Origin of the sequence: Collinsella aerofaciens (assembly GCF_040926405.1) — a bacterium.
Taxonomy (GTDB): Bacteria; Actinomycetota; Coriobacteriia; order Coriobacteriales; family Coriobacteriaceae; genus Collinsella.
The window spans coordinates 1-23,971 of the sequence record NZ_JBCOIG010000025.1 but is presented as its reverse complement, the minus strand read 5'-3'; the positions used below and the strand labels follow the sequence as shown (position 1 = coordinate 23,971).

Sequence of the window (23,971 nt, the reverse complement as noted above, 5' to 3'; positions counted from 1 at the left end):
AGGTACTCGAGCTGCATGAGCTCGTCCCAGGTGCCGCCGACGCCCATCAGGAACACGGCGTCGTAGCCCTCGTCGGCAACCTTGTCGGCGAGCGCGGTCATCTTCTTGCCGGTCTCGTAGAGCGCCTTGCCGTCCTCGAGATAGCCCTCCTGGTCGAAATGCATGATCTCGATCTTCTCGGTTTCCTTCATTTGTCTCTCCTTTCTGGGGTTGTTTCCACATCCCCCATGCCAACGGGCATCAAAACCCGCTTACATTCCGTAACACTCGGCCGCTTTGGCCTTAAGCGCATTGACTGACTCTTCGTAGCCCTCCGCCTTGACCTCCATTTGCTTGGAGACAGCATCGAGATACGGGTGAACGTCCCATGACTTCAGACGCTCGGCGATTATTGCCGCAATCGTCTGGAAGAACACGAGATTGGGAATTGCACTGAGCAGCGGAGCCACCTGAGGCACCACAACCTCGTGAGCCCTACCCTTGGGATGGGCCGTGAGCAGCACCGTTTTTGCCGTAACGTTCGATAGCGCATCGGCGATATTCGCAAGACGCTCCGACCCCTGCGGATCGTCGACAATAAACACCAGGTAGCCCGGAACAATCTGCATCTCGGGACCGTGGACGAACTCCTCGCCTTCGTGATGCATGGCAGGAATCTTGATGGTCTCGCTCAGTTTGAGCGCCGCCTCCTCGGCAACACCGTAGTTGGGGCCGTTGCCGACGACCATAGCGGGCGTGTGCTCAGAAAGCTCGAGCATGTGGTCTTGGACATATGCCTCGGCGGTCTTGCACATCACGGCATTAGCCTGGATAGCCTCGCGCAGGCCATCAAGACGCTGAGCAACGCCCTTGGCGTCAATCGTTCCGCGCGCCTGACCGCCGTAAATACCAAAGAGCACCAGGTACTCAACGAGAACCTCGACGCCCAGAGTCACAAAGTCCACCGACTCGACACCCACACCGTAGTCAAGAACGATGTCGGCGTGTTCCTTGATGGGTGCCTCGACGTTTGCCGTGAGCGCAACTGCAGCCATATCGTGTGCGCGCATGTAATCAAGAGCCGCGATCGTATTGGTCGAATAGCCACTCTGCGAAACGGCAATGTTGAGCGCATGCTGTGGATAGGTGTGTTCAAAATCGACGAAGGCCTCGGGCGTCACAACGGACACCTGCATCTGCAGCGTATCTTGCAGGAAATCGCGGGTGCAATCCGCAGCATGGCGCGACGAACCCGAAGCAACGATGCGCAGTGCGTCAAAAGAACCGGACTGGAAAATATCAACGAGCTGCGCTACCAGCTCAGACGAACGCTCGAGGTTCTCCCCCATACGCACATGGGCAAGCTGAACGTAATCGAGCATCTTCATCGTCTCACCTCGTTACAAATCATTAGTATTTGATACCAATCACAGTTACAGGTTACGGCTTTTTGATACCTCTTTGTCGATTAATTTATCCCCTTCGGCGAACGGTCGATTTTGAGCCATGTAAGGTTGTATATACAGTCGGTCAAATTGCCCAAACAGACCGGCTGTTACCGCGCGCGATGCAAAGCCCCAGCTAGTACGTATAGGTGTAGCCGCCCGTATCGCCACGATTGAAGGACTTTACATACTCGATAGCCTGACCGCTCGCGTCATAGCTCACGCATTCCAAAAGCAAAACAAGATCGCCCTGTTCCAGTCCAAGGAGGCCGGCATCTCGTGCGCCCAGTGCCTCGATATCGAGCTTTTCCTGTGCCATGACTGGCTTTCGGCCCAGCATCTCATAGGTCTCGTACAAACTGAAGACCGACACGTCAATATCTTCGATGATTGGGAACAGCAGGCAGGGAATCAGCGCCGTCTCAATCGATACGGGGCTACCGTTTATGCAGTTCAGGCGTCGAACGGAATAGAGCAGGTCGTCCTCGGCGATGCCAAACAGGTCGGCGTAATATGGCCCCGCATAACGCTTGGAACGCGCGAGAATACGGACGGACGGCTCGCCGCCCGAAGCACGGACCGATTCACGGAAACCGACCGTGCGTTCAAAAAAAGCAGGTACTTTCTGCGCCACAAAGGCACCTTTTCCCCGAACACGGCGAATCTGCCCGCGTCGAACCAGCTCATCGACAGCGCTTCGGATGGTCAAGCGTGTCGTACCAAATTCCTCGGCGAGGTCTTTTTCGGACGGAATCATGGAACCCGTGGGATATGCACCGCGCTCGATACGTTCCTCGATGCAGCGTCGAATGCGCATATAAACCGGGGTGGCATCTACTGTTTCAGCCATTGTTCACCTGCCACGCTCCTCATGCCGTTCTCTTCGCCGTTATCGGCAAAGCGGAACTTTGTGGGCAAAATCACCGATTTGCAATGCTCCACAAAACGCATGTCCTTATCAAATTCGATCGAGCTCTCATAGAACACCGGCGTTCCCTCTTCTTGCTGGAGCAGCTCGGCCTCTTCGAAGTTCAAACGCGAGATGGAGATATGCTCACGTCCATGCTCAACGCGCACGCCACCTTCTTTGAGCAAGACATCGTAAAGGCTCTCACACTCAAAATCGTGCTCGGGAAGCGATGGGCACAGGGACAGGTTAACGTGAGCGGTCTCGATTGACGCCGGCTCGCCCTCAATAAGTCGAACGCGCTGCATGCGGAGCAAGGGAGCGCCTACAGCCACCCCAAGCTTGTCGGCAAGCGCCTCATCCGCCTCGATGGTCCCGGTGGAAACCAGACGAGAAGAGGGGTGCAGGCCGGCAGTCCGCACAGCATCGGAAAAGTTATACGTTTCCTGGAAGATGTTCAGCGGCTTGGGAGGACACACATACGTGCCCGATCCGCGACGGCTCTCGAGCGTTCCACACGAGATAAGCCGCGTGATACCGGCACGCAACGCCGTACGCGAAACGCCAATCTCTTCGCACAGCACGCGCTCGGCCGGCAGGCGATCGCCGCCGGCAAGCTGATGGTGCTGGATATACCAAAGAATTCCCTCAACAGCATGATCTTTGGGGGGAATTGCATAAGATTCGCCTGCCATTGCACAGACTCCTCATTCAGAAACGTATGCCGCCAAAATTAGGCCAGCCCTCCCATGGCATCAAATTCTGCCTTGATCTTCTCGGCGACATTCCGATACGACTTATATAGACTTGAATCGCGTTTGACTTCGTCGGTCATAACGGGAATCTCTAATTTGGAAACCTCGTCTTTTCCCGTCTGAACCGCCACAACAACGCCCATACCAAGACACATATTACGCTTGGCAGCATTTATTTTTGCTGCCTTGGCAGGATTTGCCAGGATACGCTGGGCAAATTCCTGTTTAGAGACCGCTTCTTCGGCCTCCGGATCGCCCGCCTCGGCCACTTCGCACTGCAGCACGTCCGCATAGTCAAAAATCTTCGGCTCACCGCCGCGCTGATGCACGGCCCACTTGCGGCGCGTGGCATCCTGGTAGATAGCCGGCAAAAATGTAAACCGCGGCGGGTCCAAAATCGTATCCGTGATGGTAAACACATCGGAATCAAAGGCATCCTGCGGGTTTTTCTTCTTGAACAGCCCCATATCAGCCTCCCGTACTAGCATTAAACAACTCATGCTGAATATAGCACCAATTTCAAGCCACTGCTTTATCGCATCGGTGCGTGGCGTCTATGGCTCGCCCAGCGGAAGAGTTCACGGACGAGGGCCGGGGTGCCTGCCTTGTTTTGAGAAGTGGGCTCCGCGAACTTCTCAAAACAAGGCAGGCACCCCGGCCCCGCCGGCAAATAGCAGACACTCCGCATGCAATCTATGCAAACAAACAAGTACGTTTAGCTACATTCGGTAAGTTCGAGCACGCTGCCCTTAACGATAAGCGCCGGCTCCAGGACGACCTCTTCGGCACGCCTGCCGCCCCTACCGGCAAGACGCTTGGACATGCAGCCAAAAGCATGCTCCGCAAGGACACCAGGATCCTGCTCAATCGCGGTCAGCGCCGGCTCAAAGAGAACGTCGGCCGCCGAGTTGTCATAGCTCACCACCGAGATATCGCCCGGGATGCTCTTCCCCATCTCGTGCAAGCGCTTGAGCAGACCGAGGGCGATGTTATCCGAACTTGCGAACACAGCGGTGGCATCAGTTGCGAGCACCGCCTCCGAGGCCTCATAGGCACTCGGAATGTAGTACTCGCTCTCAAACTCCAAACGTGCGTCGATAGGCAGGCCAACCTCGCGCAGCGCGCGCTCATAGCCGGCAAGTCGCTTACGCCCCGTATTGGAACGGCGCGCGTTAACCAAGCAGGCAATGCGACGGTGGCCCTGCTCGATCAGATAGCGAGTGGCCATGTAGCCACCCATCTCGTGGTCGAACATCACCTTGTCGCACTCGAGCCCCTCAATGGCACGATCGACCATCACGGCAGGGATAGGCAGATGGCTGACTTCTTCGCGCAGGGCGCGGTCGTCGGAGAACTCGTCGCCTACGACCAGGAAGACGCCATCAACGCCGCGCGTCACCAGCTGGCGCAGCAGCTCCAGATCGTCATCGGCGCTTCCGCCCGAGCTGGTAATGAAGAGCGCATAGCCGTCCTCGCGGCAGCGCTTTTCCAGGCTACCGGCGAGCGAGGCAAAAAAGCGGCTCTCGATGTTAGGGACGATAAGGCCCAGGGTGCGCGACTCGCGCATGACCAGGCTGCGCGCGATCTGGTTGGGAACATAGTGGTTGCGCGCCGCGACCTCTTTGATGAGCTTGCGGTTTTCTTCCGAGATGCGACAGGGCCGATTATTGAGCACAAGCGAGACCGACGAGGGGGAAAGCCCCACCTCCTGGGCGATCTGCTTGAGGGTGACTTTGTTGGCCATCTCGCTCCTTCCGGGTTTACGCGCAATCTCTTGAAAGTATAGCGACTACCCCTCTACCTCGGTGATAAACACTTTACCAATCCGGTAGACGGCTGTTTTATCGCCGCCAGCGCACCAAATCCGTCCGGGTGGGGTATATTGCAATCGATTGATGACAACGACCACCAAAAGGCGGATATTCGTATGCACGAGAACGACTTTTTTAACGAGGACCTGCTGTGCGCGCTTGCTGGCGTTGCCGGCGAGGACAACGTACTGATGAGCGAGCCCATGCGCGAGCACACCACGTTTAAGATCGGCGGCCCGGCCGACGTCTTTGTCACGCCCGATACCGAGCAGGGCCTCGTCGCCACGCTCGATACCTGCTATCGCTGCGATCTGCCCCTCACCATCGTGGGCAACGGCTCCGACCTACTCGTCGGCGACAAGGGTATCCGCGGCGTCGTCGTGGCGTTGGGCGAAGGCCTCTCCGACATTACGATCGACGGCACGCACGTCACGGCGGCAGCCGGCGCGCTGCTTTCCGATGTCGCAGCCGCGGCAGCCGAGGCCTGCCTCACCGGCATGGAGCCCATCTCGGGCATCCCCGGATCGGTCGGCGGCGCCTGCTACATGAACGCCGGTGCCTACGGTGCCTGCATGGCCGATGTGCTGGAGTCCGTGCGCGTCTACAAACCCGCTCGCCAGCTCGACGACGGCACCCGCGGCAGCGGCAATATCATCGAGTTCGATGTCGACGAGCTCAACCTGGGTTATCGAAAGAGCCGCATCGCCGATGACGGCTTTATCGTGCTTTCGGCCACCTTCAATCTCGCCCCGGGCAACGCCGCGATGATCAAGGCCGACATGGACGACTACCGCCAGCGCCGCGAGGACAAGCAGCCGCTCGACATGCCGAGTGCCGGCTCCACTTTCAAGCGCCCCGAGGGCTACTTTGCCGGCAAGCTCATCATGGACGCCGGCCTGCGAGGACACGCCGTTGGCGGCGCGCAGGTAAGCGAAAAGCACTGCGGTTTTATCGTCAACGCCAACCACGCCACCGCCGCCGACGTTGACGAACTCATCCGCCACATCCAAACAACCGTCAAAGGCCAATTCGACGTAGACCTAGAACCCGAAGTCCACCGAGTAGGCGAATTTTTATAAAAAGAAGGCCCCGAAAGGGGCCTTCACCATATTCATTCAGATAACCCAGTCCGGTGTGTCGCGCCCCGAACCCGAGAGGGCCGCGTGCCCGCCCGCATTATATTTGATTGATCGCGAGTTCCGCACGCAAAGAAGGCCACTTAATGTGGCCTTCGTCTTGCGCAGGACTGCCCGAGCAGGCAATCAAATATAATGCGGGCGGGCACGCGGCCCCGTCGGCTTTACGACAGCGCAATACCGCCGAGCCAGCCCCAACGCACGCCAGAGCCAGTGCCATAGAAGCTAATAAACGAATCGAGCGACTTAGACGTAATGGCTCCCTCATTGCTCATAACGATGCCGCCGCCAACGTAGATACCCACATGACCGTAGATAAGGCCCGGAGCACCCGTGCCGCTGTGCGAGGAATCGGCCACGATCATGCCCACCCGCAGCGCCGAGCGGTCGGAGCTATAGCACCAGGCGTTAAACATGTCGCACGCATTGCCTCCAAAGTAGCCAACGCCGGCGTTACGGAAGACATTGGTGACCCACGCCGCGCACCAGTTCTGACCCGGCGAAGGCGTGGAGTAGCACGCGTTGACGACAGCCTGCTGTTTGCCCGAGCCGGCATTCTGCTGCGGAGTTCCGGGCGCGTACGATCCACCACCCGAGCTCGAACCACCCGAGTAGGAATTGTTCTTGTTCGCGGCAGCCGCGGCAGCGGCAGCCTTCCTAGCGGCCTCCTCAGCCTGGGCAGCAGCGAGGATCTCGGAATCGCGCTGAGCCATGAGCTCCCTGACGTCGTCGGAAAGACCGTTCAGCACGGTCTGGACTTCTTGCTGCTTGGCCTGCATGTCCTGCATCTGGGCAGTCTGCTGGTCCTTGAGCTTCTCTAAGTCGGCCTTCTGCGACTCGAGCTCGGTCTTTTGCGCATCGAGCTCTTCCTGGATGGTCTGAATGTCCTCGATGGCGTCGCGGTCGCTCTTGTTGATCTTCTCAACGTAATGCGCGTTGGCGACGAGTTCCTCAAACGAGCCAGAGGCCAGCAGCAGCGACAGGATGTTCGTGCCGCCGGACTTGTAGCTGGCGGCCACGCGATCGGAAAGGTCGTTGCGCTTCTTCTTGAGCTCGGCCTTCTTTTCATCGATCTGGGCCTGCGTGTCGTCAATCTTGCCCTGGACATTCTCGATGTCGTTGAGGGTCTGGGCATTCTTGTTGGCCAGCGCCGCATACTCATTTGCGATGCTGTCGAGCTGGGCCTGAACCTCGTCGAGCTGGGCCTGGGCGGCATTCAGTTTATCGGTGGTTTCTTTGGAAGCCTCCGCCGCATGGGCGCGAGCGGGCAGGCCAAAAAGAACTGCCGCAGAAGCGGCGCCGAACAGGGCCTTGAGGGCAGTGCGGCGCGAGAGCTCCTGGGAAAGGATGGAATCGCTGTTTGGTGACATATGTACTCCGTTACATGCTTATTTATATGTCGCTCAACTCATACATATTAGCGTACATATGGCGCGTCCCAACGATTTCCACGAACGGCAGGAAACTACAAGGTCAGCGGCTCGTAAGCAAATGTCAAAGATCAGGTTATGCGTACGCAAGCTCTTCTATGAGTACGTTAGCACAATCCTCTGCTTTTCCTACAGCGCACGATTTGGGCGTCCCTGCCTGCGCTATACTCCCCTGAAGAAGTGTTCCTGATTCGATAGGAGACTACATGTCCAAAGCACTCGACCCCAAAGACACCTGTGTCCTCGTTACCGGTGGCGCCGGCTTTATCGGCTCGCACACCGTCGTTCAGCTGCTCGAGGGTGGCTACCAGGTCGTCATCGTCGATGATCTCTCCAACTCCAGCGCCGTCGCCGTCGACCGCGTCAAGACCATCGTGGGCGACGAGGCCGCCAAGAACCTCACCTTCTACGAGGCCAACGTGCTCGACCGCGATGCGATGAACAAGATCTTCGATACCCATCAGATCGACCGCGTCATCCACTTTGCCGGCTTTAAGGCCGTCGGCGAGTCGGTGAGCAAGCCCGTCGAGTACTACCACAACAACATCGAGAACACCCTGGTGCTCATCGACGTCATGCGCAACCATGGCTGCAAGTCCATCATCTTCTCGAGCTCCTCGACCGTCTACGGCGACCCGGACAACCCGCCCGTCACCGAGGAGGATCCTAAGAAGCCCGCGACCAACCCCTATGGTTGGACCAAGTGGATGATCGAGCAGATCCTTATGGACGTCCACACCGCCGACCCCGAGTGGGACGTCGTGTTACTCCGTTATTTCAATCCCATCGGCGCCCATCCGTCGGGCCTGATCGGCGAGGATCCCAAGGGCATCCCCAACAACCTGGTGCCCTATGTCGCCCAGGTCGCCGTGGGCAAGCTCGAGGCCGTTCAGGTCTTTGGCAACGACTACCCCACCCCCGACGGCACCGGCGTGCGCGATTACATCCACGTGTGCGATCTGGCATCTGGTCACGTGGCCGCCCTTAACTGGATGAACGGCAAGACCGGCGTCGAGATCTTTAACTTGGGCACCGGCACCGGCACCTCGGTACTCGAGGTCGTCGCCGCCTTCTCCAAGGCTTGTGGCAAGGAGCTGCCCTACGTGATCCGCGAGCGCCGCGCCGGCGACATCGCTGCCAACTGGTGCGATGCCTCCAAGGCCGAGCGCATGATGGGCTGGAAGGCCCAGTACGACATCGCGGACATGTGCCGCGATAGCTGGAACTGGCAGAGCCACAACCCCAACGGCTTCGCCGACGCCGAGTAGCAAAACCTACATACCGCTCTTGCCCCGATCTCACGTTGTGAGGTCGGGGCTTTTTCATGGCATGTAACCATTCGCCGAAAATCGACCAACTTTTTTATCTTGCCTGTACATGTTTAAACAACATGTTTTACAATAGGCGTATCGAATCAGAACATCGGAGGCGGACTGCACACCCATCGGCAGGCCGACCCCACAACAAGAAGGTTGGTGAGCGCATTCATGGAGCGTGCAAGCGGCGTCCTCATGCCCGTCTCATCTCTGCCCGGACCATACGGAATCGGCGGCTTTGGTTGGAATGCCTACGACTTCGTCGATTTTCTCGCCTCGTGCAAACAACATTACTGGCAGATTCTGCCCCTTACGACGACCAGCTATGGCGATTCGCCCTATCAGTCGTTCTCGGCCCGCGCAGGCAACCCCAACTTTATCGACTTTGCCGAGCTTATCGAGGCAGGGTATCTGGAGCAGCGCGATATCGATGGCGTGTATCTGGGATCCGACCCCAGCAATGTCGACTACGGTGCCATCTTTGGTGGCCGCCGTCAGATTCTCGACCGCGCCGCTGAGCGCTTTGCTGCCGACAAGCCGGCCGATTTCGATGACTTTATCCAGGCCAACGAGGACTGGCTCATCCCCTACTGCGAGTTTATGACCGTCAAAGAGGAGTGCGGTCTCAAGGCGTTTTGGGAGTGGTCCGCGGAGCTCCGCCGCCGCGGCGAGGCATCCGCCAAGGTCTGCGCCGCCCATCCCGAGCGCATGCTCTACCACCAGATGACGCAGTACTTCTTCGAGCGTCAGTGGAGCCGCCTCAAGGCCTATGCCAACGAGCGCGACATCCTGATCATCGGCGACCTGCCCATCTATGTCTCGCGTGACTCCGTCGAGATGTGGGCGACACCTGAGCTCTTTAAGATCGACGCCGCCGGCAATCCCGTGAGCGTCGCCGGCACGCCGCCCGACCAGTTCTCGGCCACCGGCCAGTACTGGGGCAACCCCATCTACGACTGGGACGCCATGGAGTCCGACGGCTTCTCCTGGTGGGAGGACCGCATTCGCGCCGCCCTCGACATGTACGACGTCATCCGCCTGGATCACTTCCGCGGCTTCGAGGCCTATTGGGAGGTGCCGTTCTCTTCACCCGACTCGTCTTACGGTTCGTGGACGCAGGGCCCCGGCCTCAAGCTCTTCAAGACGCTCGAGGAAAAGCTCGGCACGCTGCCTATCATCGCCGAGGACCTGGGCTTCCTCACCCCCGGCGTCATCGACATGCGCGACAACTCGGGCTTCCCCGGCATGAAGATCCTGCAGTTTGCCTTTGAGGGCACCAACTCGTACTACCTGCCGCATAACTACATCGCCAACACCGTCGCCTATGTGGGCACCCACGACAACGAGACGGCGCGCGGTTGGTTTGAGGGAACGGCCACCCCGCGTCAGCGCGAGCAGGCAGCCCTGTACACCCATCAGCAGGCCGGCGAACCCATGGCAGATGCACTCAATCGCACCATCGCCGCCAGCGTGAGCGACACGTGCATCTACACCATGCAGGATCTGCTCAACTTGGGCAACGAGGCACGCATCAACACCCCTGCCACGCTGGGCGGCAACTGGACCTGGCGCATGCTCGACGGCGCCATCACCCGCGAGCTCGAGCACAAACTCACCGACTGGACCGAGACCTACTTCCGCATCCCGTCGGAAGCCGAAATCGAGCTTCCTCAATAGGAGCTACCGCGCCCGACCCCTCCCCACCGTGCGGACGCGCTTGCTTTTCCCGCGCGAGGCCACCCCAATCCCCTCGCGCGGGCTTCTTATGAATTGCAGACATGAAATAACCCATCACAGGAGAAAACATGCCCCGAATTAACCTCATGGAACTCGCCGAGCAGTCTTTTGGCACCTCGCTCGAGCAGCTCGACGACCGTCGCATTTACAAGCTGCTGGTCAAACTCGTGCAGGAGCGCTCCGCCGCCCGCCCGCTCAACAACGGCAAGAAAAAGCTCTATTACATTTCCGCCGAATTTTTGATCGGCAAGCTGCTCATCAACAATATGATCGACCTCGGCATCTACGACGAGGTTAAGGACCAGCTCACCGCCGCAGGCCACGACCTCAACAAGATCGAGGAATTCGAGGTCGAGCCGTCGCTCGGCAACGGCGGCCTGGGCCGCCTGGCCGCGTGCTTCCTGGATTCCATCGCCACGCTGGGCTTGACCGGCGACGGCGTGGGCCTCAACTATCACTACGGTCTGTTCCGTCAGCGCTTTGTCGACAACCAGCAGAAGGCCGTCCCCGACGAGTGGCTCGGTGAGCAGGACATCCTAGTCGACGATGACCGCTCCTACACCGTCGAGTTCGGCGATTTTGCCGTTACCTCCAAGCTCGTCAACATCGATGTGCCCGGTTACGGCCAGCCCACCAAGAACCGCCTGCGTCTGTTCGACCTGGCGAGCGTCGACGACGGCCTGGTCCCCGGCAGTTCCATCGACTTCGACAAGACCGAGATCGCCAAGAACCTCACCTTGTTCCTCTACCCCGACGATTCCGATGAGCAGGGCCGCCTACTTCGCATCTATCAGGAGTACTTCATGGTGAGCAACGCCGCCCAGCTCCTGATCGACGAGGCCGTCGAGCGCGGCAGCAACCTGCACGATCTGGCCGACTACGCCGTGGTCCAGATCAACGACACGCACCCCACCATGGTCATCCCCGAGCTCATTCGCTTGCTCACCACCGAGCATGGCATCGAGTTTGACGAGGCCGTGACCATCGTACGCTCCATGGTCGCCTACACTAACCACACGATTCTTGCCGAGGCGCTCGAGAAGTGGCCGCTCGCCAGCCTGCAGAAGGTCTCCCCTGTCATCGCCGACATTATCGTCAAGCTCGATGAGATCGCAAAGGCCGAGCACGATGACCCGCGCGTTGCCATCATCGACGAGCACGACACCGTCCACATGGCCCATATGGATATCCACTTTGGCTTCTCCATCAACGGCGTAGCCGCCCTCCACACCAAGATCCTGGAAGACACCGAGCTTCATCCGTTCTACGAGATTTATCCCAAGAAGTTCTCCAACAAGACCAACGGCATCACCTTCCGCCGCTGGATCCATGGGGCCAACCCCGCGCTCGCCAGCCTGCTCGACGATGTGATCGGCACCGACTGGCGCAGCACCGGCGATCTGAGCAAACTCGCCAAGTTCGCCGACGACAAGGACGTTCTTGAGCGCCTGGCCGCCACCAAGGTCGAGGCTAAGGCCATCATGCGCCAGTTTATGGCGCTCGAGCAGGGCGTGACCATTCCCTCCAACGCCATCATCGATGTCCAGGTCAAGCGCATCCACGAGTACAAGCGCCAGCAGATGCTCGCGCTCTACATCATCTGGAAGTACCTCGATATCAAGAACGGCAACAGACCTAAGCACCCCGTCACCATCATCTTTGGCGGCAAAGCGGCGCCTGCCTACACTATCGCGCAGGACATCATCCATCTGATCTTGACGCTATCGCAGTGGATTGCAAACGACCCCGACGTGGCCCCCTACCTGCAGGTTGTCATGATCGAGAACTACAACGTCACCGCCGCCGAGCGCGTGATCCCCGCCGCTGACATCTCCGAGCAGATCAGCCTGGCCTCCAAGGAGGCGAGCGGCACCTCCAACATGAAGTTCATGCTCAACGGCGCCCTAACCCTGTGCACGCTCGACGGTGCCAACGTGGAGATTGCCGAGCTCGTGGGCGACGAGAACATCTATACCTTTGGTGCCTCGTCCAAACAGGTCGAGCAGCTCTACGCCGACGACGCCTATGACGCCGGTGCGCTCTACCGCAAGCCCTGCATTAAACTGCTGGTGGACTTCATCACCAACCCGGCCTTTATGGCAACCGGCAACGCCGAGCGCCTGCAGCGCCTGCACGACGACATTAAGGGCAAGGACTGGTTTATGGCCCTGCTCGACATTGAGGAGTACATCCAGACCAAGGAGCGCGTGCTAGCTGACTACGAGGACCAGGGTGCTTGGTTGCGCAAGGCGCTGATCAACATCGCCAACGCCGGCACCTTCTCGTCCGACCGCACGATCTCCCAGTACAACGACGAGATTTGGCACCTGGGCTAATTCGCTTCCCTTACCCATCCTCTTGAGAAACGGAGCCGTGGCAACGCGGCTCCGTTTTTTGTGTCCCTGTGTTGCCCGTGGCCTGCCTCGACCAAAAATCTCGACCTGTAACATCTAGCCGACATAATTGGGTCTACCTGTTATAGATCAAGACAAACAGATTCCTCCGTTAAATTCATCTCGATCTGTAACAGGTAGACCCAATTTGGCCCTCCTCCTGTTACAGATCAAGACAAACTGACAGATGAACGGTCCCAACACAAAGAAAGGCTCCCCTCTCGCCCAGTGGACGGGAGGGGAGCCTTATATGTGACCGCGGCAAAAGGATGGCAATACCGCAGTCGCCCAAAGGGAGGGCCTGGATGCACCGGGCCTAGATAAGGTTCTTGCCAGAGACCTTATCGAAGAGGTGGGTCGCGTTCTTCTCGAACTTGAACCAGATGGTGTCGCCAGCCTTGAGCGCGCCCTTGGCCTCGAGGTCGACGACGGGGATAATCAGGACAAACTGGCCGTCGGGAGCGGTCACGTGGACATGCTCGGTCGAGCCCATGAGCTCGGTCACCTCGACGGTACCCTGGAGCGCGCCCTCCTCGCCCTTGTCGGCAAGCAGGATCTGCTCGGGACGCACGCCGGCCGTAATCTCCTTCACGTCGCCGCCGTCCCAGTTGAGGGCAAGCTGAGCGCAAGTCTCGGGGGCGAGCGCCACGTTCATATCCTCGGTCTTGACGGTAAAGCCGTTGCCCGAGCGCACCAGCTGGGCATCGAAGAAGTTCATCTGCGGCACGCCGATGAAGCCGGCGACGAAGATGTTCGCGGGATGGTTGAAGACCTCCTGCGGCGTGGCGATCTGCTGGACAACGCCGTCCTTCATGACCACGATACGGTCACCGAGGGTCATAGCCTCGGTCTGGTCGTGAGTAACATAAATGAACGTGCCCTTGATCTCGTGGCGCAGCTTAATGAGCTCGGCACGCATCTGGTTACGAAGCTTGGCGTCTAGGTTGGACAGCGGCTCGTCCATCAGGAAGACCTTGGGGTCACGCACGATGGCGCGGCCGATAGCGACACGCTGGCGCTGGCCGCCGGAGAGCGCCTTGGGCTTACGGTCGAGGTACTCGGTAATGCCCAGAATCTCGGCAGCAGAGCGAACCTTGCGGTCGATCTCGTCCTTGGGAACCTTCTTGAGCTCGAGCGTAAATGCCATGTTCTCGTACACCGTCATATTGGGGTACAGAGCGTAGCTCTGGAACACCATGGCGATGTCGCGGTCCTTGGGCGCCACGTCGTTGACACGCTTGCCGTCGATGAGCACATCGCCCGAGGTAATGTCCTCCAGGCCGGCGACCATGCGCATCGTCGTGGACTTACCGCAGCCAGAGGGGCCAACGAGGACGACGAACTCCTGGTCGTGAACGGTGAGGTTGAAGTCCTCTACAGCGAGCACACCGTCCTCGGTAACCTTGAGGTTGTGCTTCTTCTCCTCGGTCTTCTTCTTTTTGCCAAAGAAGCCTTTCTTTTTTGACTCGTTGTTGGGATACACCTTCTGAACATGTTTGAGAACGATCTCGGCCATGTCTCTACCTTTCGATATGCGGCGCCGCGCTGAGGGGCGCCGCAGAAACTTGCAAAACAGTTACGGCATTAGCCCTTGACGGCACCTGCCACCACGCCGTCGATGATGTACTTCTGACAGAGGATGTACATGATAACGATGGGGATAACGACCATCATGATGCAGGCCATCATGGGGCCGAGCTCGACGTGGCCGTAGCCGCCGCGGAAGTACTGAATCAAGATAGGAATGGTCTTGTACTTGGTGGAGTCGAGCGTAAGGTAGGGCAGCAGATAGTCGTTCCAGACCCACATGGTCTCGAGGATGCCGACCGAAAGATAGGTGGGCTTCATGATGGGAAGGACGATCTTAAAGAACACCTGGACCGGGTTGCAGCCATCAATCATGGCCGCCTCCTCGATCTCGAGCGGGATGTTCTTTACAAAACCGGCGAACATAAAGACCGCCAGGCCCGCGCCAAAGCCCAGATAGATAAAGCAGATGTTGAACGGCGTGTTAAAGCCGATGCGGTCCGCCAAATTGGACAGCGTGAACATGAGCATCTGGAACGGCACGACCATCGAGAACACGAACAGGTAATAGAAGAAGTTCGAGATCTTGTTGTTGACACGAACCACGTACCAAGCGCACATGGAGCAGCACACCAAGATCAGCACGACCGACGTGACCGTGATGATGAGCGAGTACATAAATGCCGAGGCAAAGCCCTGCTCGTTAAGGGCGTGCATGTAGTTTGCGAGGCCGTTGAACGTCTCGGGCGTGAGCAGATCGAATGCCGTGGTGGTGCTGATTGCGGTCGCTTTCTTAAAAGAATTAAGCGCAATCATGAACACGGGGTAGATCCACGCGAGCGACAGGATCGTAAAGAAAATCGAGAGCGCGCGGTTGATAACCTTATCGCGTTTCATTACTGCTGCACCTCCTTGGACCTCGTGGCCTTAAGCTGGATCATGGAGATGGCCACGACCAGGATGCAGAAGATAACCGCCTTGGCCTGACCAATGCCCTGCCATGCGATACCGGCACGCGAATAGAACGTGTTGTAGATGTTCAGGGCGAGCATCTCGGTGGAGTGCGCGGGGGCGCCGCCGGTAAGGGCGAGGTTCTGGTCGAACAGCTTAAAGCCGTTGGTGATGGACAGGAACAGGCAGATGGTGATGGTCGGCATCAGGTTAGGGATCTTAACCTTCCAAAACGTCTGCCATGCCGTAGCGCCGTCGACCTTGGCGGCCTCGATGTAGTCGGACGGAATGGACTGCAGACCAGCGATGTAGATGATCATCATGTAGCCGACCTGCTGCCACAGGGTCAGGATGATAAGGCCCCAGAAGCCAGCAGCAGAGTTAAGAGCGATGAGCTGGGCGCCCACGTTGGAGAGCAGGCAGTTGATCAGAATCTGCCAAATGTAGCCCAGCACGATGCCGCCGATCAGGTTAGGCATAAAGAAGATCGTACGGAAGATGTTGGTGCCTTTGAGCGCCTTGCGGGTGAGCGCCTGCGCAATGGCCAGGGCGATCACGTTGATGAGCACCGTCGACAGGAAGGCAAACGCCACGGTAAAGAAGAACGACGTGGAGAACTGCGGATCGGACAGCGCGCGCACGTAGTTCTCGATACCGACAAAGTGCGCGTTACTAATGATAATAAACTGGCAGAACGAGAGATAGAAGCCCTGGATAAAAGGGATCACGAACCCGATCATAAACGCCAGGCACGTGGGCAGCATAAAGAGCGGCCACCAGCGCTTGAGTGCTTTGCCCATAAAAGGGTCCTTTCAATATGCAGGGGGCGGGCAAACCAACGTCTGCCCGCCCCCTGTCGCTAATCAGATAGCTTGGGCAGCAACTGCTTACTCGGAAGCGGCCTTCTCGGTCTTCCAGCCATCGACGAAGGCGTTCTTGACGCCGTCCCACTTGCTGTTATCGGCAGCGTAGGCAATCAGAGCCTGCTTGAGGTTCTTCTTCCACTCCTCGGAGGGAATGTAGACGAAGTCCCAAGCGACGGTCTTCTTGCCGTCCTTGGCCATGGCAACGGCCTGCTGCGAGAAGACGTTGGTGGTCTCCTTGGCGCTCTTGAACGGAGCGGTCAGGCCCATCTTGTCGGCGATGATGCTGGTCGGGGTGTCAGCGGTGACGCACCAATACATGAAGTCCTCGGTGGCCTTCTGGGCATCCTCGGAAGCCTGGGAACTGACGCACCAGTAGTTCTCGCCGCCGGAGCACAGGCCCTGGTTCTCCTCGCCGTCAACACCGATGTAGATCGGCATCATGCCAATCTGATCGTCGGTCATGCCGGCCTTGACGAGGTCAGAGTAGGCCCAAGAGCCGTTCTGGTAGAAGACGGCCTTGCCGGTTGCGAACTCGTTGGTGGCGTCGTCGCCGGTCTTGGAAGCAAGCTGCGAAGGATCGCAGGTGGAGTCGGTGATGTACAGGTCGAAGATCTGCTTGTAGTTGTCGAGGAACTCACCCTTGATCTCGTCGTCCTCCTGGTTGTGCTCCTTCTCAAACTCGTAGTAGAGCGGCATGTTGGCAAGGTGGGTGGTGTAGCGCCAGCTGGAGGAGTCGTCCATGCCGGCGGAAGTGAAGGCACCCTCGACACCAAGCTCGTCCTTGCGGGCCTGGATGTCGTCGGCACAAGCCTTCAGCTTGTCGAAGGAGTTGATGTCCTCGGCCTTGTAGCCAGCCTTCTCGAGCAGCTGCTTGTTGTAGATGATGCCGAAGCTCTCCTGGACCCAGTCGATGCACACATCCTTGCCGTCGGACTGCAGAGCCAGGGAGTCGTCAATGAGCTCACCGCGGAGCTTGGTATCGGACAGGTCGGCGCAGTAATCCTTCCAGTTCTTAAGACCGGTGGGGCCGTTGACCTGGAACAGGGTCGGAGCGGAGCTCTTGGACATCTCGGACTTAAGCTTCTCCTCGTAGGTGTTGGAAGCGGCGGTCACGATCTTGACCTCGACGCCCTTCTCCTTCTTATAGGCCTTGGCGATCTCCTTCCACTCCTTGTCGACCTCGGGCTTGAATTGGAGGAAGTAGACCTCGGCAGCGTCACCAGAAGCAGAGGAGCCGGAGCCGGCAGAACCACCGCAACCCACGAGGCCCAGACCAAGAACTGCAGCCGCGGAACCAGCAAAGCCCAGGAACTGCCTTCTGCTCATTTCGTTCTTCATTACAATCCACCCTTTCACACCGTGGCGGCACCCTTTGCCGCCGCCTTCGGAGATTGGCTCGGGGACTTTGCCCCTTTTGCTGATTTGAACGATACGCTATTTGGCTAGTTGTTTGAACAAGTATTACTAGAGCGGTAGAAAAACTTTGGTGAACGGTAATTTCAACTTGATACTTGACAAGTTTTGTATAAACAATTATTTGTTATCTAATGCAGAGAAAACGCCCGGTCAAGCCGATGTACCGTCGGTTTGACCGGGCGTTTTCTCTTTGAGGCCATAAGTCTCGTCAGGCTGCGAGCTAGCCGGCTATCGCTTGGAATTGACGCGGTAATGGAAGATCTCGGGGTGTGTGCGAGTGTGCGTCACCTCAAACAAGATGCCATCCGAGGTGTACGACTGACTCTCCATGACGGCAACGCAGTTGTATTTGCCGAGGTCAAGATAGCTGCAGTCCTCATCGTTGGCGAGCTCGACACTCACCGTACGACGGCTCGCCATCACTTTGACACCGCGCTTGTGCTCCAGATAGCCGTAAATAGAATCTGCCGCGATCTCGGGAGTCAGGCCCTTGGCGATCGACGCCAAAAAATAGCCATGGTCCACTTGGCGCGCGTTGCCGTTGAGGCTTCGGACACGCACTACGCGAATCAACTCCTCGCCCACCTTAAAGCCCAGGTGACGAGAGAGTTGCTCGGTGCAAACCAGATGTTCGAAAGACTTAACGTCCGTCGATGCAACGGCATTGTTGCGCTTTGCAAACTCGCCAAACGACTCAACCTCTTCGAGTGCGCCCAACATGTCGGTTTCGCCCTTAAGCCAAATAACGCGCACGCCCTTGCCGTGTATGGGCTGCACAAACATCCCGTCGGCCAGCATACCCAAGGCGCGACGGACGGTATTGCGAGTGCATCCGAACTCCGCGGTCAGCTCGGCTTCGGTTGGCAGCATCTCCTGAAACGCATAGGTCCCATTAATGATGCGCGAGCGTATTTCTCGGTAGATTCCTTCGTATATCGCTTTTGGCATTGTTTCACCTCTACATTATTCATTTCCGGCTAGGCACGATAGCATTTCTTAAAGTTGTTTAAACCGAATATCGGTGAAGCGACAGGATTTAGCCGTTGACGGTTTCTGTCATGCCCAAATCGGTTTCGCTCAAAACTGCCGGTACGACACTCGTCTGGTCCTCTACAATGAATCCATTGTTTAAACGTTTCCCCACGCGCAACGCGCCTCGATATTCGGAAGGCAGAACATGCTGCAAAAAATCCAACGCTTTGGCGGGGCAATGTTCGCGCCCGCCATGCTGTTTTCTATATCAGGCCTCATGGTCGGCGTCTCCGCTCTCGCAACGACTGCGGACATCGTCGGCGATCTCGCCGTATACGGAACCCCTTGGTACGCTTTTTGGACCATCATCCAGCGCGGCTCGTGGACGGTCTTTAAACGCCTCCCGCTCCTTTTTGCCGTAGCGCTGCCCATCGGTCTTGCCCAAAAACAACCGGCTCGTTGCTGCCTCGAGGCTCTCGTCGCCTATTTTGCCTACTGCTTCTTTTTGAGCGAGATCATTAAGCTGAGCGGAGACAATCTTGGACTTAAGTACCCGTCGTCTTTGACCTCCGCTAGCGGCATCACCATCATCGACGGCATCAAGACGCTCGACACCGGCATTATCGGCCCGCTGGCGGTATCGGCAACCGTCGTCGCCATCCATGACCGCTTCTACGATGCCAAGGTTCCCGATTGGCTCGGCACCTTCTCGGGCTCCTCGCTGGTCTACCTCATCAGCTTTTTTGCCGTGTTTGCCCTTGCCGCTATCTCGGCCGCCATCGTGCCCTCCGTATACGCAATGACCGAAACGCTGCGCCATGCACTTACGAGCGTCGGCCCCTTTGGCGTGGGCATCTTTGTGCTTTTGGAGCGAGCGCTCGAGCCCATGGGGCTGCACCACCTGCTCTACATGCCGATCTACTACGACAACCTGGTCATTAACGACGGCATCTACGCCACGTGGAGCAGCTTGCTCCCCATCCTCTCCCATAGCACGCGCCCCCTTAATGAACTTGCGCCGTGGGCCGGTTTTACCGCCACCGGCTGGGTCAAGCTCTTTGGCCTTCCCGCCATCGCAGCCGCGTTCTACTCCACCGCAAAACCAGAGCGCCGCGCCGGCCTTAAGGTCATCCTTTTGCCCGCCATCGTCGCCTCGGTGGTTTGCGGCGTTACCGAGCCACTCGAGTTTCTCTTTATGTTCACCCACCCCGGGCTCTTTTTGCTCTACGCCGTCTTATCGTCTTGCCTTGCCACAACCATGAATCTCTTTGGCATCGTCGGCATCTTCTCGGGCGGCCTCATGGAGATGGCAGCCTTCAACTTTATTCCGCTCATGCGCACGCATGCCGGTGCCTATCTTTTGGCGCTCGGTATCGGCCTTGCCTTTAGCCTCATCTTTTTTGTTAGTTTTCGAGCACTCATCTTGGTCTATGACCTTAAGACACCGGGCCGCGAGGATCATGTTGCCAATCGCGCGGCAATCGATTGTTTAACGGGAAGCGACTTTGCCAAAGAGCAATCCCCCAATGACGAGGTCGATAGTCGATCCGATCAAGATCACGTCCTCGCTGAGCGGGTAATTCAGCTTTTAGGTGGCGTTGGCAATATCGTGGGCGCAACCAACTGCGCCACGCGCCTGCGCGTCGAGGTCGCAGACCCTTCCATCGTTGCAGATAACGCGTCGTTTGTCGCGGTGGGCGCCAAGGGCCTCATCATTACGGGCAAGACCGCCCAGGTGGTCATCGGCATCTCCGTTCCCCGCGTTAAAGAGCATTTTGACCAGATCATGGGCCTCGAGCCGGAATTTGTGCCCACCACCTCGGCCTCCCCTGCCGCCAGCGCAGCCCATAAGCGCGGCGATATCTGCTTCTTCGATATCGACGGAACGCTCGCCTGGCAAGACCCCAGGCTCGCCCAAGACCTTCCCGAAGACGAGCGGGACCTCTCCCCCTATCCCAACGAGGCGGTTTCGCAGGCAATCCGCGAGTTTGTCGCCAACGGCAACATGGCCTTTATCTGCACGGGGCGCACCCTCAGCTGCATCCACCCCAAACTTCTTGAGCTGCCCTGGACCGGCATCGTCTGTCTTGCGGGCGGTTACGCCGAGATCAACGGACACGCAATTCGCGATCTGTCGATGACGCCCAGCATGCTGCAGCATCTTGCCCCCTATCTTGAGCAATCGGGCGAGGTCATCCGCTTTGAGGGCCTCAACGGCGTCGTGCGCATGAGTGCCGATGCCCCCGATGCCCCCGGATACGCGCGCACCCTGGGCGACGCAGTCACGCAGCTGCAACATTACAGTGTCTACAAGATCTTGATGTCTACATCGCTCGCCAACCACATCGCTCAAGATAAGGCACTTGAGCCGCTGCTGTGCTTTAACGAGCTCGAACTCGAGGTAACCGAAATCTCGCCCCGCGAATGCACGAAGCGCGGGGGCATCCAGTCTGTACTCGACGCCCTCGACCCCCACCACGGAACCGTATACGGCATTGGCGACGCCAGCAATGACGTCTCGCTGATGAACGCCGTCGATGTCGGTATCGCCATGGGCAATGCGCCGGACTATCTCAAGGATAAGGCCGATTACGTGACCGACACCGTCGATCACGACGGTGTCGTTGCGGCGCTCGAGCATTTTAGGCTGATTTAGGCACACTCCATCAAACGCACGCCTGTTGTCCTAAATCGCCAAAACTGCCGCGCCAAACGCCCTGATGTGGCAATATGTTGTCTGCATATTGCATCAATGCAACCTCAGAAAGAATGCGAGAACCCGTGTCCAGTCCGTTTACCAGCTTTTTAGCCCAGCACTTTGACCAGATTAACGACTATCTGGCCACGTTCTTTGACGGACAGGCGACCTCTGCCGATATCGAGCGCTACCTGTATGCGCCGCTCTCGGCTTTTACGGCCAACGCCGGCAAGCGCCACCGCCCGCTTATCTGCATGCTCGCCGCAACCGCAGTGGGCGGTAGCTTTGAGAGCGCCCGCAGCGCCGCGGCAGCCATCGAGCATTTCCAGTCGGGCGCGCTGATCCACGACGACATCGCCGACAACGGACAGCTTCGTCGAGGCAAGCCCTGCATGCACCTTACCGAGGGCACGGGCCTTGCCATCAATTGTGGCGACCTGGCGCTCACCATGGTCACCAAGACGGTTCTCGACGACCCTACGCTGGAGTCCGACGTGAAGCTGCGCGTGCTCCACGAGCTTACCGAGATGATCGTCCGCACCATCGAGGGTCAAGCACTCGACCTGGGTTGGGTCCGCGACGGGCGCTTTGATATCTCGGTTGATGACTACCTGGACATGGCGACGCACAAGACCGCGTTTTACAGCGGAGCCACGCCGCTTGCCGCCGGAGCCATTATCGGCGGCGGCAACGATGAGCAAATCGAAGCGCTGCGCGCCTTTGGCCTGCACACGGGCCTTGCCTTTCAGATTCAGGACGACCTGCTCAACCTTGTCGGCACTAAGGAAGCCGCCAACAAGGACTTCCGCACCGACATCACCGAGGGCAAGCGCACGCTTGTCGCCGTACACGCCCTCTCTGATGAGCGCCACCACGGCGAGGTCGAGGCGATTCTTTCCTCAGGCACCGATAATCCCGCGCAGCTCGCACGCGCCGTGGAGATCTTCCAGGAGACCGGCTCCATCGACTACGCCCACACTTACGCGCTCGACCTGACCGCTAAGGCCAAAGCGGCCATCGAGAACGTTGAGCTTGATCCGCACGCACGCGAGCTGTTCCTCTCCATGGCAGATTTCTTTGTGGAGCGCCTTAACTAACGGGGGTTATAAAACCTGTCAGCAGCGTATTTAGGCACAACTTGCTACACTGTTGAGTGCATGTTTATGCATCCCTTTGCGTTGTCTATCCGACAGACGCTCAAATAGTACGAATGGTACGCCGAAAGGGGTTCGTTCATGGAACCTATTACAACGGGCATGCAAGGAGCAGCCGTCGAGGACGTGCAGTCTCGTCTCCTGCAGCTCGGCTACACGATTGATGCCGCCGAAGTCACCGACAAGTACTTTGGAGCCACCACTGAGCAGGCCGTCAGCACCTTCAGGCTCGACAGCGGCCTTGCTGCCGGTCATGCCGTCGATATCCCCTGCTGGAGCGCCCTTGTAGACGCTTCGTATAAGCTGGGCGACCGCACCCTCTATCTGCGCATGCCCAATTTCCATGGCGCCGATGTGCAGGCCCTGCAGCGCGCTCTCAACGTTTTGGGCTTTGCCTGTGGCGAAGACGACGGCTACTTTGGTCCGCATACCGAGGCCGCCCTGCAGCAGTTCCAGGAAAATGTCGGCCTGTTTGCCGACGGCATGGCCTTCCAGGACACCTACGCCTACATCAACCGCCTGCACCATGTGTGGGAGGGCAAGCCCTCGGTCACCGAAGCCGAGTCCCGTATCGGTTTTGCTCGCGCCGCCAACGTGCTCGAGCGCTTCCAGATTGCCGTTATCGGCGAGGACCCCATCGCACGCAGCGTTGCGTCGCGCATGTGGAATATCGCCACGGCAACGACCGACAACAGCGGCATGATGCTCTGCGACTCCGAGGTCCCAACCGACGTTGACCTAGTGCTCGAGATCGCAAGCGATGAGCTGCCCGCAGATGCAGCGCCGCGCGCCACGATCGCCCTCGCCGAGTGCCACAACCTGGCCCAGCGCATCCGCACTGCCAATGTCACCGCGCAGCAGAAGCCGGCACGCATTCGCATTGAGCTCACGGGCATGACGCGCTACAACGGCACCTTCACGGCCAGCGACGCGCAGACACTCGCCGTACGCCTGCTCGACGGCGTTTGCGATGCCCTCGCAGATTAGGTAAACTAAACGAGTTGCTTTTGGGCAACACCATACATTGGGACGTAGTTCAACGGTAGAACTCCGGTTTTTGGTGCCGGCTGTTGGGGGTTCGAATCCCTCCGTCCCAGCCATTAAAATTGAGCGCCCTGAGCCCATAACGGCCCAGGGCGCTTTCTTGTGGGCAAGCGGAGGGATTCGAACCCGCAAGGGTGCAGAGCTGAGGAAACGCGAAGGCGCCCCAAGCCCATTAGGACCAAGAGCGCCTAACATCAAGAAAATATCAGCCCAGTTCCGAAAAGCGAGCCGCATGCAACAACCAGGTAACCACAGGCCCCGGGAGAGCGGGGACACCGGCTTAGGTTTATCGCGAGTTCCGCACGAACAGGAGGCCACTTAATGTGGCCTCCGTCGTGAGCAGGACTGTAGAGCAGGAAACCTAAGCCGGTGTCCCCGCTCTCCCGGGGCCGAACGCCCTAGTTGTTGAGCATGCGGTCGAAGCTTCCCGAGTC

The 23,971-nt window shown here is 58.4% G+C and carries 18 protein-coding genes, 1 tRNA gene and 1 pseudogene; 8 read left to right on the top strand and 12 right to left on the bottom strand.

The window, feature by feature from the left end:
- The 6 genes and pseudogenes from AB5758_RS08270 to AB5758_RS08245 form a co-directional block, all read right to left on the bottom strand.
- Nucleotides 1-191 (bottom strand): annotated as a pseudogene (locus AB5758_RS08270) (SIS domain-containing protein); the annotation flags it as partial.
- 60 nt (nucleotides 192-251) lie between these two features.
- Complete coding sequence (locus tag AB5758_RS08265; RefSeq protein ID WP_138113435.1) at nucleotides 252-1,367, bottom strand: SIS domain-containing protein; 1,116 nt, start codon at nucleotides 1,365-1,367, stop codon at nucleotides 252-254.
- A 193-nt stretch (nucleotides 1,368-1,560) separates the two neighbouring features.
- Nucleotides 1,561-2,274, bottom strand: a complete 714-nt coding sequence (locus AB5758_RS08260) for a GntR family transcriptional regulator (RefSeq protein ID WP_368141332.1) — start codon at nucleotides 2,272-2,274, stop codon at nucleotides 1,561-1,563.
- Nucleotides 2,259-3,026: a GntR family transcriptional regulator gene (locus tag AB5758_RS08255; RefSeq protein WP_138113437.1), complete on the bottom strand. Its 768-nt coding sequence runs from the start codon at nucleotides 3,024-3,026 to the stop codon at nucleotides 2,259-2,261. The genes AB5758_RS08260 and AB5758_RS08255 overlap by 16 nt, the downstream gene beginning before the upstream one ends.
- 38 nt (nucleotides 3,027-3,064) lie before the next feature.
- Entirely contained in the window at nucleotides 3,065-3,553 is a 489-nt protein-coding gene (locus AB5758_RS08250) for a hypothetical protein (RefSeq protein ID WP_117646642.1), read from the bottom strand.
- Between the two features lie 248 nt (nucleotides 3,554-3,801).
- Entirely contained in the window at nucleotides 3,802-4,830 is a 1,029-nt protein-coding gene (locus tag AB5758_RS08245) for a LacI family DNA-binding transcriptional regulator (RefSeq protein WP_006235873.1), read from the bottom strand.
- Between the two features lie 183 nt (nucleotides 4,831-5,013).
- On the opposite strand from AB5758_RS08245, the gene murB reads away from it, so the two are divergent.
- Complete coding sequence (gene murB, locus AB5758_RS08240) at nucleotides 5,014-5,976, top strand: UDP-N-acetylmuramate dehydrogenase (RefSeq protein WP_368141333.1); 963 nt, start codon at nucleotides 5,014-5,016, stop codon at nucleotides 5,974-5,976.
- 221 nt (nucleotides 5,977-6,197) lie between these two features.
- On the opposite strand, the gene AB5758_RS08235 is transcribed toward murB, so the two are convergent.
- Nucleotides 6,198-7,403, bottom strand: a complete 1,206-nt coding sequence (locus AB5758_RS08235; RefSeq protein WP_368141334.1) for a coiled-coil domain-containing protein — start codon at nucleotides 7,401-7,403, stop codon at nucleotides 6,198-6,200.
- A 266-nt stretch (nucleotides 7,404-7,669) separates the two neighbouring features.
- Here AB5758_RS08235 and galE point away from each other — a divergent pair, with 266 nt between their 5' ends.
- The 3 genes from galE (at nucleotide 7,670) to glgP (ending at nucleotide 12,852) form a co-directional block, all read left to right on the top strand.
- On the top strand, nucleotides 7,670-8,731 hold the full coding sequence (gene galE / locus AB5758_RS08230; protein ID WP_006235870.1) for a UDP-glucose 4-epimerase GalE: 1,062 nt from the start codon (nucleotides 7,670-7,672) through the stop codon (nucleotides 8,729-8,731).
- A 207-nt stretch (nucleotides 8,732-8,938) separates the two neighbouring features.
- Entirely contained in the window at nucleotides 8,939-10,456 is a 1,518-nt protein-coding gene (gene malQ, locus AB5758_RS08225; RefSeq protein WP_368141335.1) for a 4-alpha-glucanotransferase, read from the top strand.
- A 128-nt stretch (nucleotides 10,457-10,584) separates the two neighbouring features.
- Nucleotides 10,585-12,852: a glycogen/starch/alpha-glucan family phosphorylase gene (glgP, locus tag AB5758_RS08220; protein WP_368141336.1), complete on the top strand. Its 2,268-nt coding sequence runs from the start codon at nucleotides 10,585-10,587 to the stop codon at nucleotides 12,850-12,852.
- Nucleotides 12,853-13,225: 373 nt separating this feature from the next.
- On the opposite strand, the gene AB5758_RS08215 is transcribed toward glgP, so the two are convergent.
- The 5 genes from AB5758_RS08215 to AB5758_RS08195 form a co-directional block, all read right to left on the bottom strand.
- Nucleotides 13,226-14,425, bottom strand: a complete 1,200-nt coding sequence (locus tag AB5758_RS08215; protein WP_035137764.1) for an ABC transporter ATP-binding protein — start codon at nucleotides 14,423-14,425, stop codon at nucleotides 13,226-13,228.
- A 68-nt stretch (nucleotides 14,426-14,493) separates the two neighbouring features.
- The gene (locus AB5758_RS08210) at nucleotides 14,494-15,333 is read right to left on the bottom strand and encodes a carbohydrate ABC transporter permease (RefSeq protein WP_022095055.1); all 840 of its coding nucleotides are present in this window, start codon (nucleotides 15,331-15,333) and stop codon (nucleotides 14,494-14,496) included.
- On the bottom strand, nucleotides 15,333-16,187 hold the full coding sequence (locus AB5758_RS08205; RefSeq protein WP_006235864.1) for a carbohydrate ABC transporter permease: 855 nt from the start codon (nucleotides 16,185-16,187) through the stop codon (nucleotides 15,333-15,335). Before AB5758_RS08205 ends, AB5758_RS08210 begins: the two co-directional genes overlap by 1 nt.
- Before the next feature lie 87 nt (nucleotides 16,188-16,274).
- Entirely contained in the window at nucleotides 16,275-17,591 is a 1,317-nt protein-coding gene (locus AB5758_RS08200; RefSeq protein WP_006235863.1) for an ABC transporter substrate-binding protein, read from the bottom strand.
- Nucleotides 17,592-17,897: 306 nt separating this feature from the next.
- Entirely contained in the window at nucleotides 17,898-18,617 is a 720-nt protein-coding gene (locus AB5758_RS08195; RefSeq protein ID WP_035137765.1) for a GntR family transcriptional regulator, read from the bottom strand.
- Nucleotides 18,618-18,846: 229 nt separating this feature from the next.
- On the opposite strand from AB5758_RS08195, the gene AB5758_RS08190 reads away from it, so the two are divergent.
- The 4 genes from AB5758_RS08190 to AB5758_RS08175 all read left to right on the top strand — a co-directional run bounded on the left by AB5758_RS08190 (nucleotide 18,847) and on the right by AB5758_RS08175 (nucleotide 23,593).
- Nucleotides 18,847-21,297 carry a PTS transporter subunit EIIC gene (locus AB5758_RS08190; RefSeq protein WP_368141337.1) on the top strand — a complete coding sequence of 817 codons (2,451 nt, stop codon included), beginning with the start codon at nucleotides 18,847-18,849 and terminating at the stop codon, nucleotides 21,295-21,297.
- 125 nt (nucleotides 21,298-21,422) lie between these two features.
- Nucleotides 21,423-22,436 (top strand): polyprenyl synthetase family protein, encoded by a 1,014-nt coding sequence (locus tag AB5758_RS08185; RefSeq protein ID WP_271738203.1) that lies wholly within the window; start codon nucleotides 21,423-21,425, stop codon nucleotides 22,434-22,436.
- A gap of 138 nt (nucleotides 22,437-22,574) precedes the next feature.
- Nucleotides 22,575-23,480 carry a peptidoglycan-binding domain-containing protein gene (locus tag AB5758_RS08180; protein WP_368141338.1) on the top strand — a complete coding sequence of 302 codons (906 nt, stop codon included), beginning with the start codon at nucleotides 22,575-22,577 and terminating at the stop codon, nucleotides 23,478-23,480.
- Between the two features lie 38 nt (nucleotides 23,481-23,518).
- Nucleotides 23,519-23,593 (top strand) — tRNA-Gln (locus AB5758_RS08175).
- The last annotated feature ends 378 nt before the right edge of the window (nucleotides 23,594-23,971 follow it).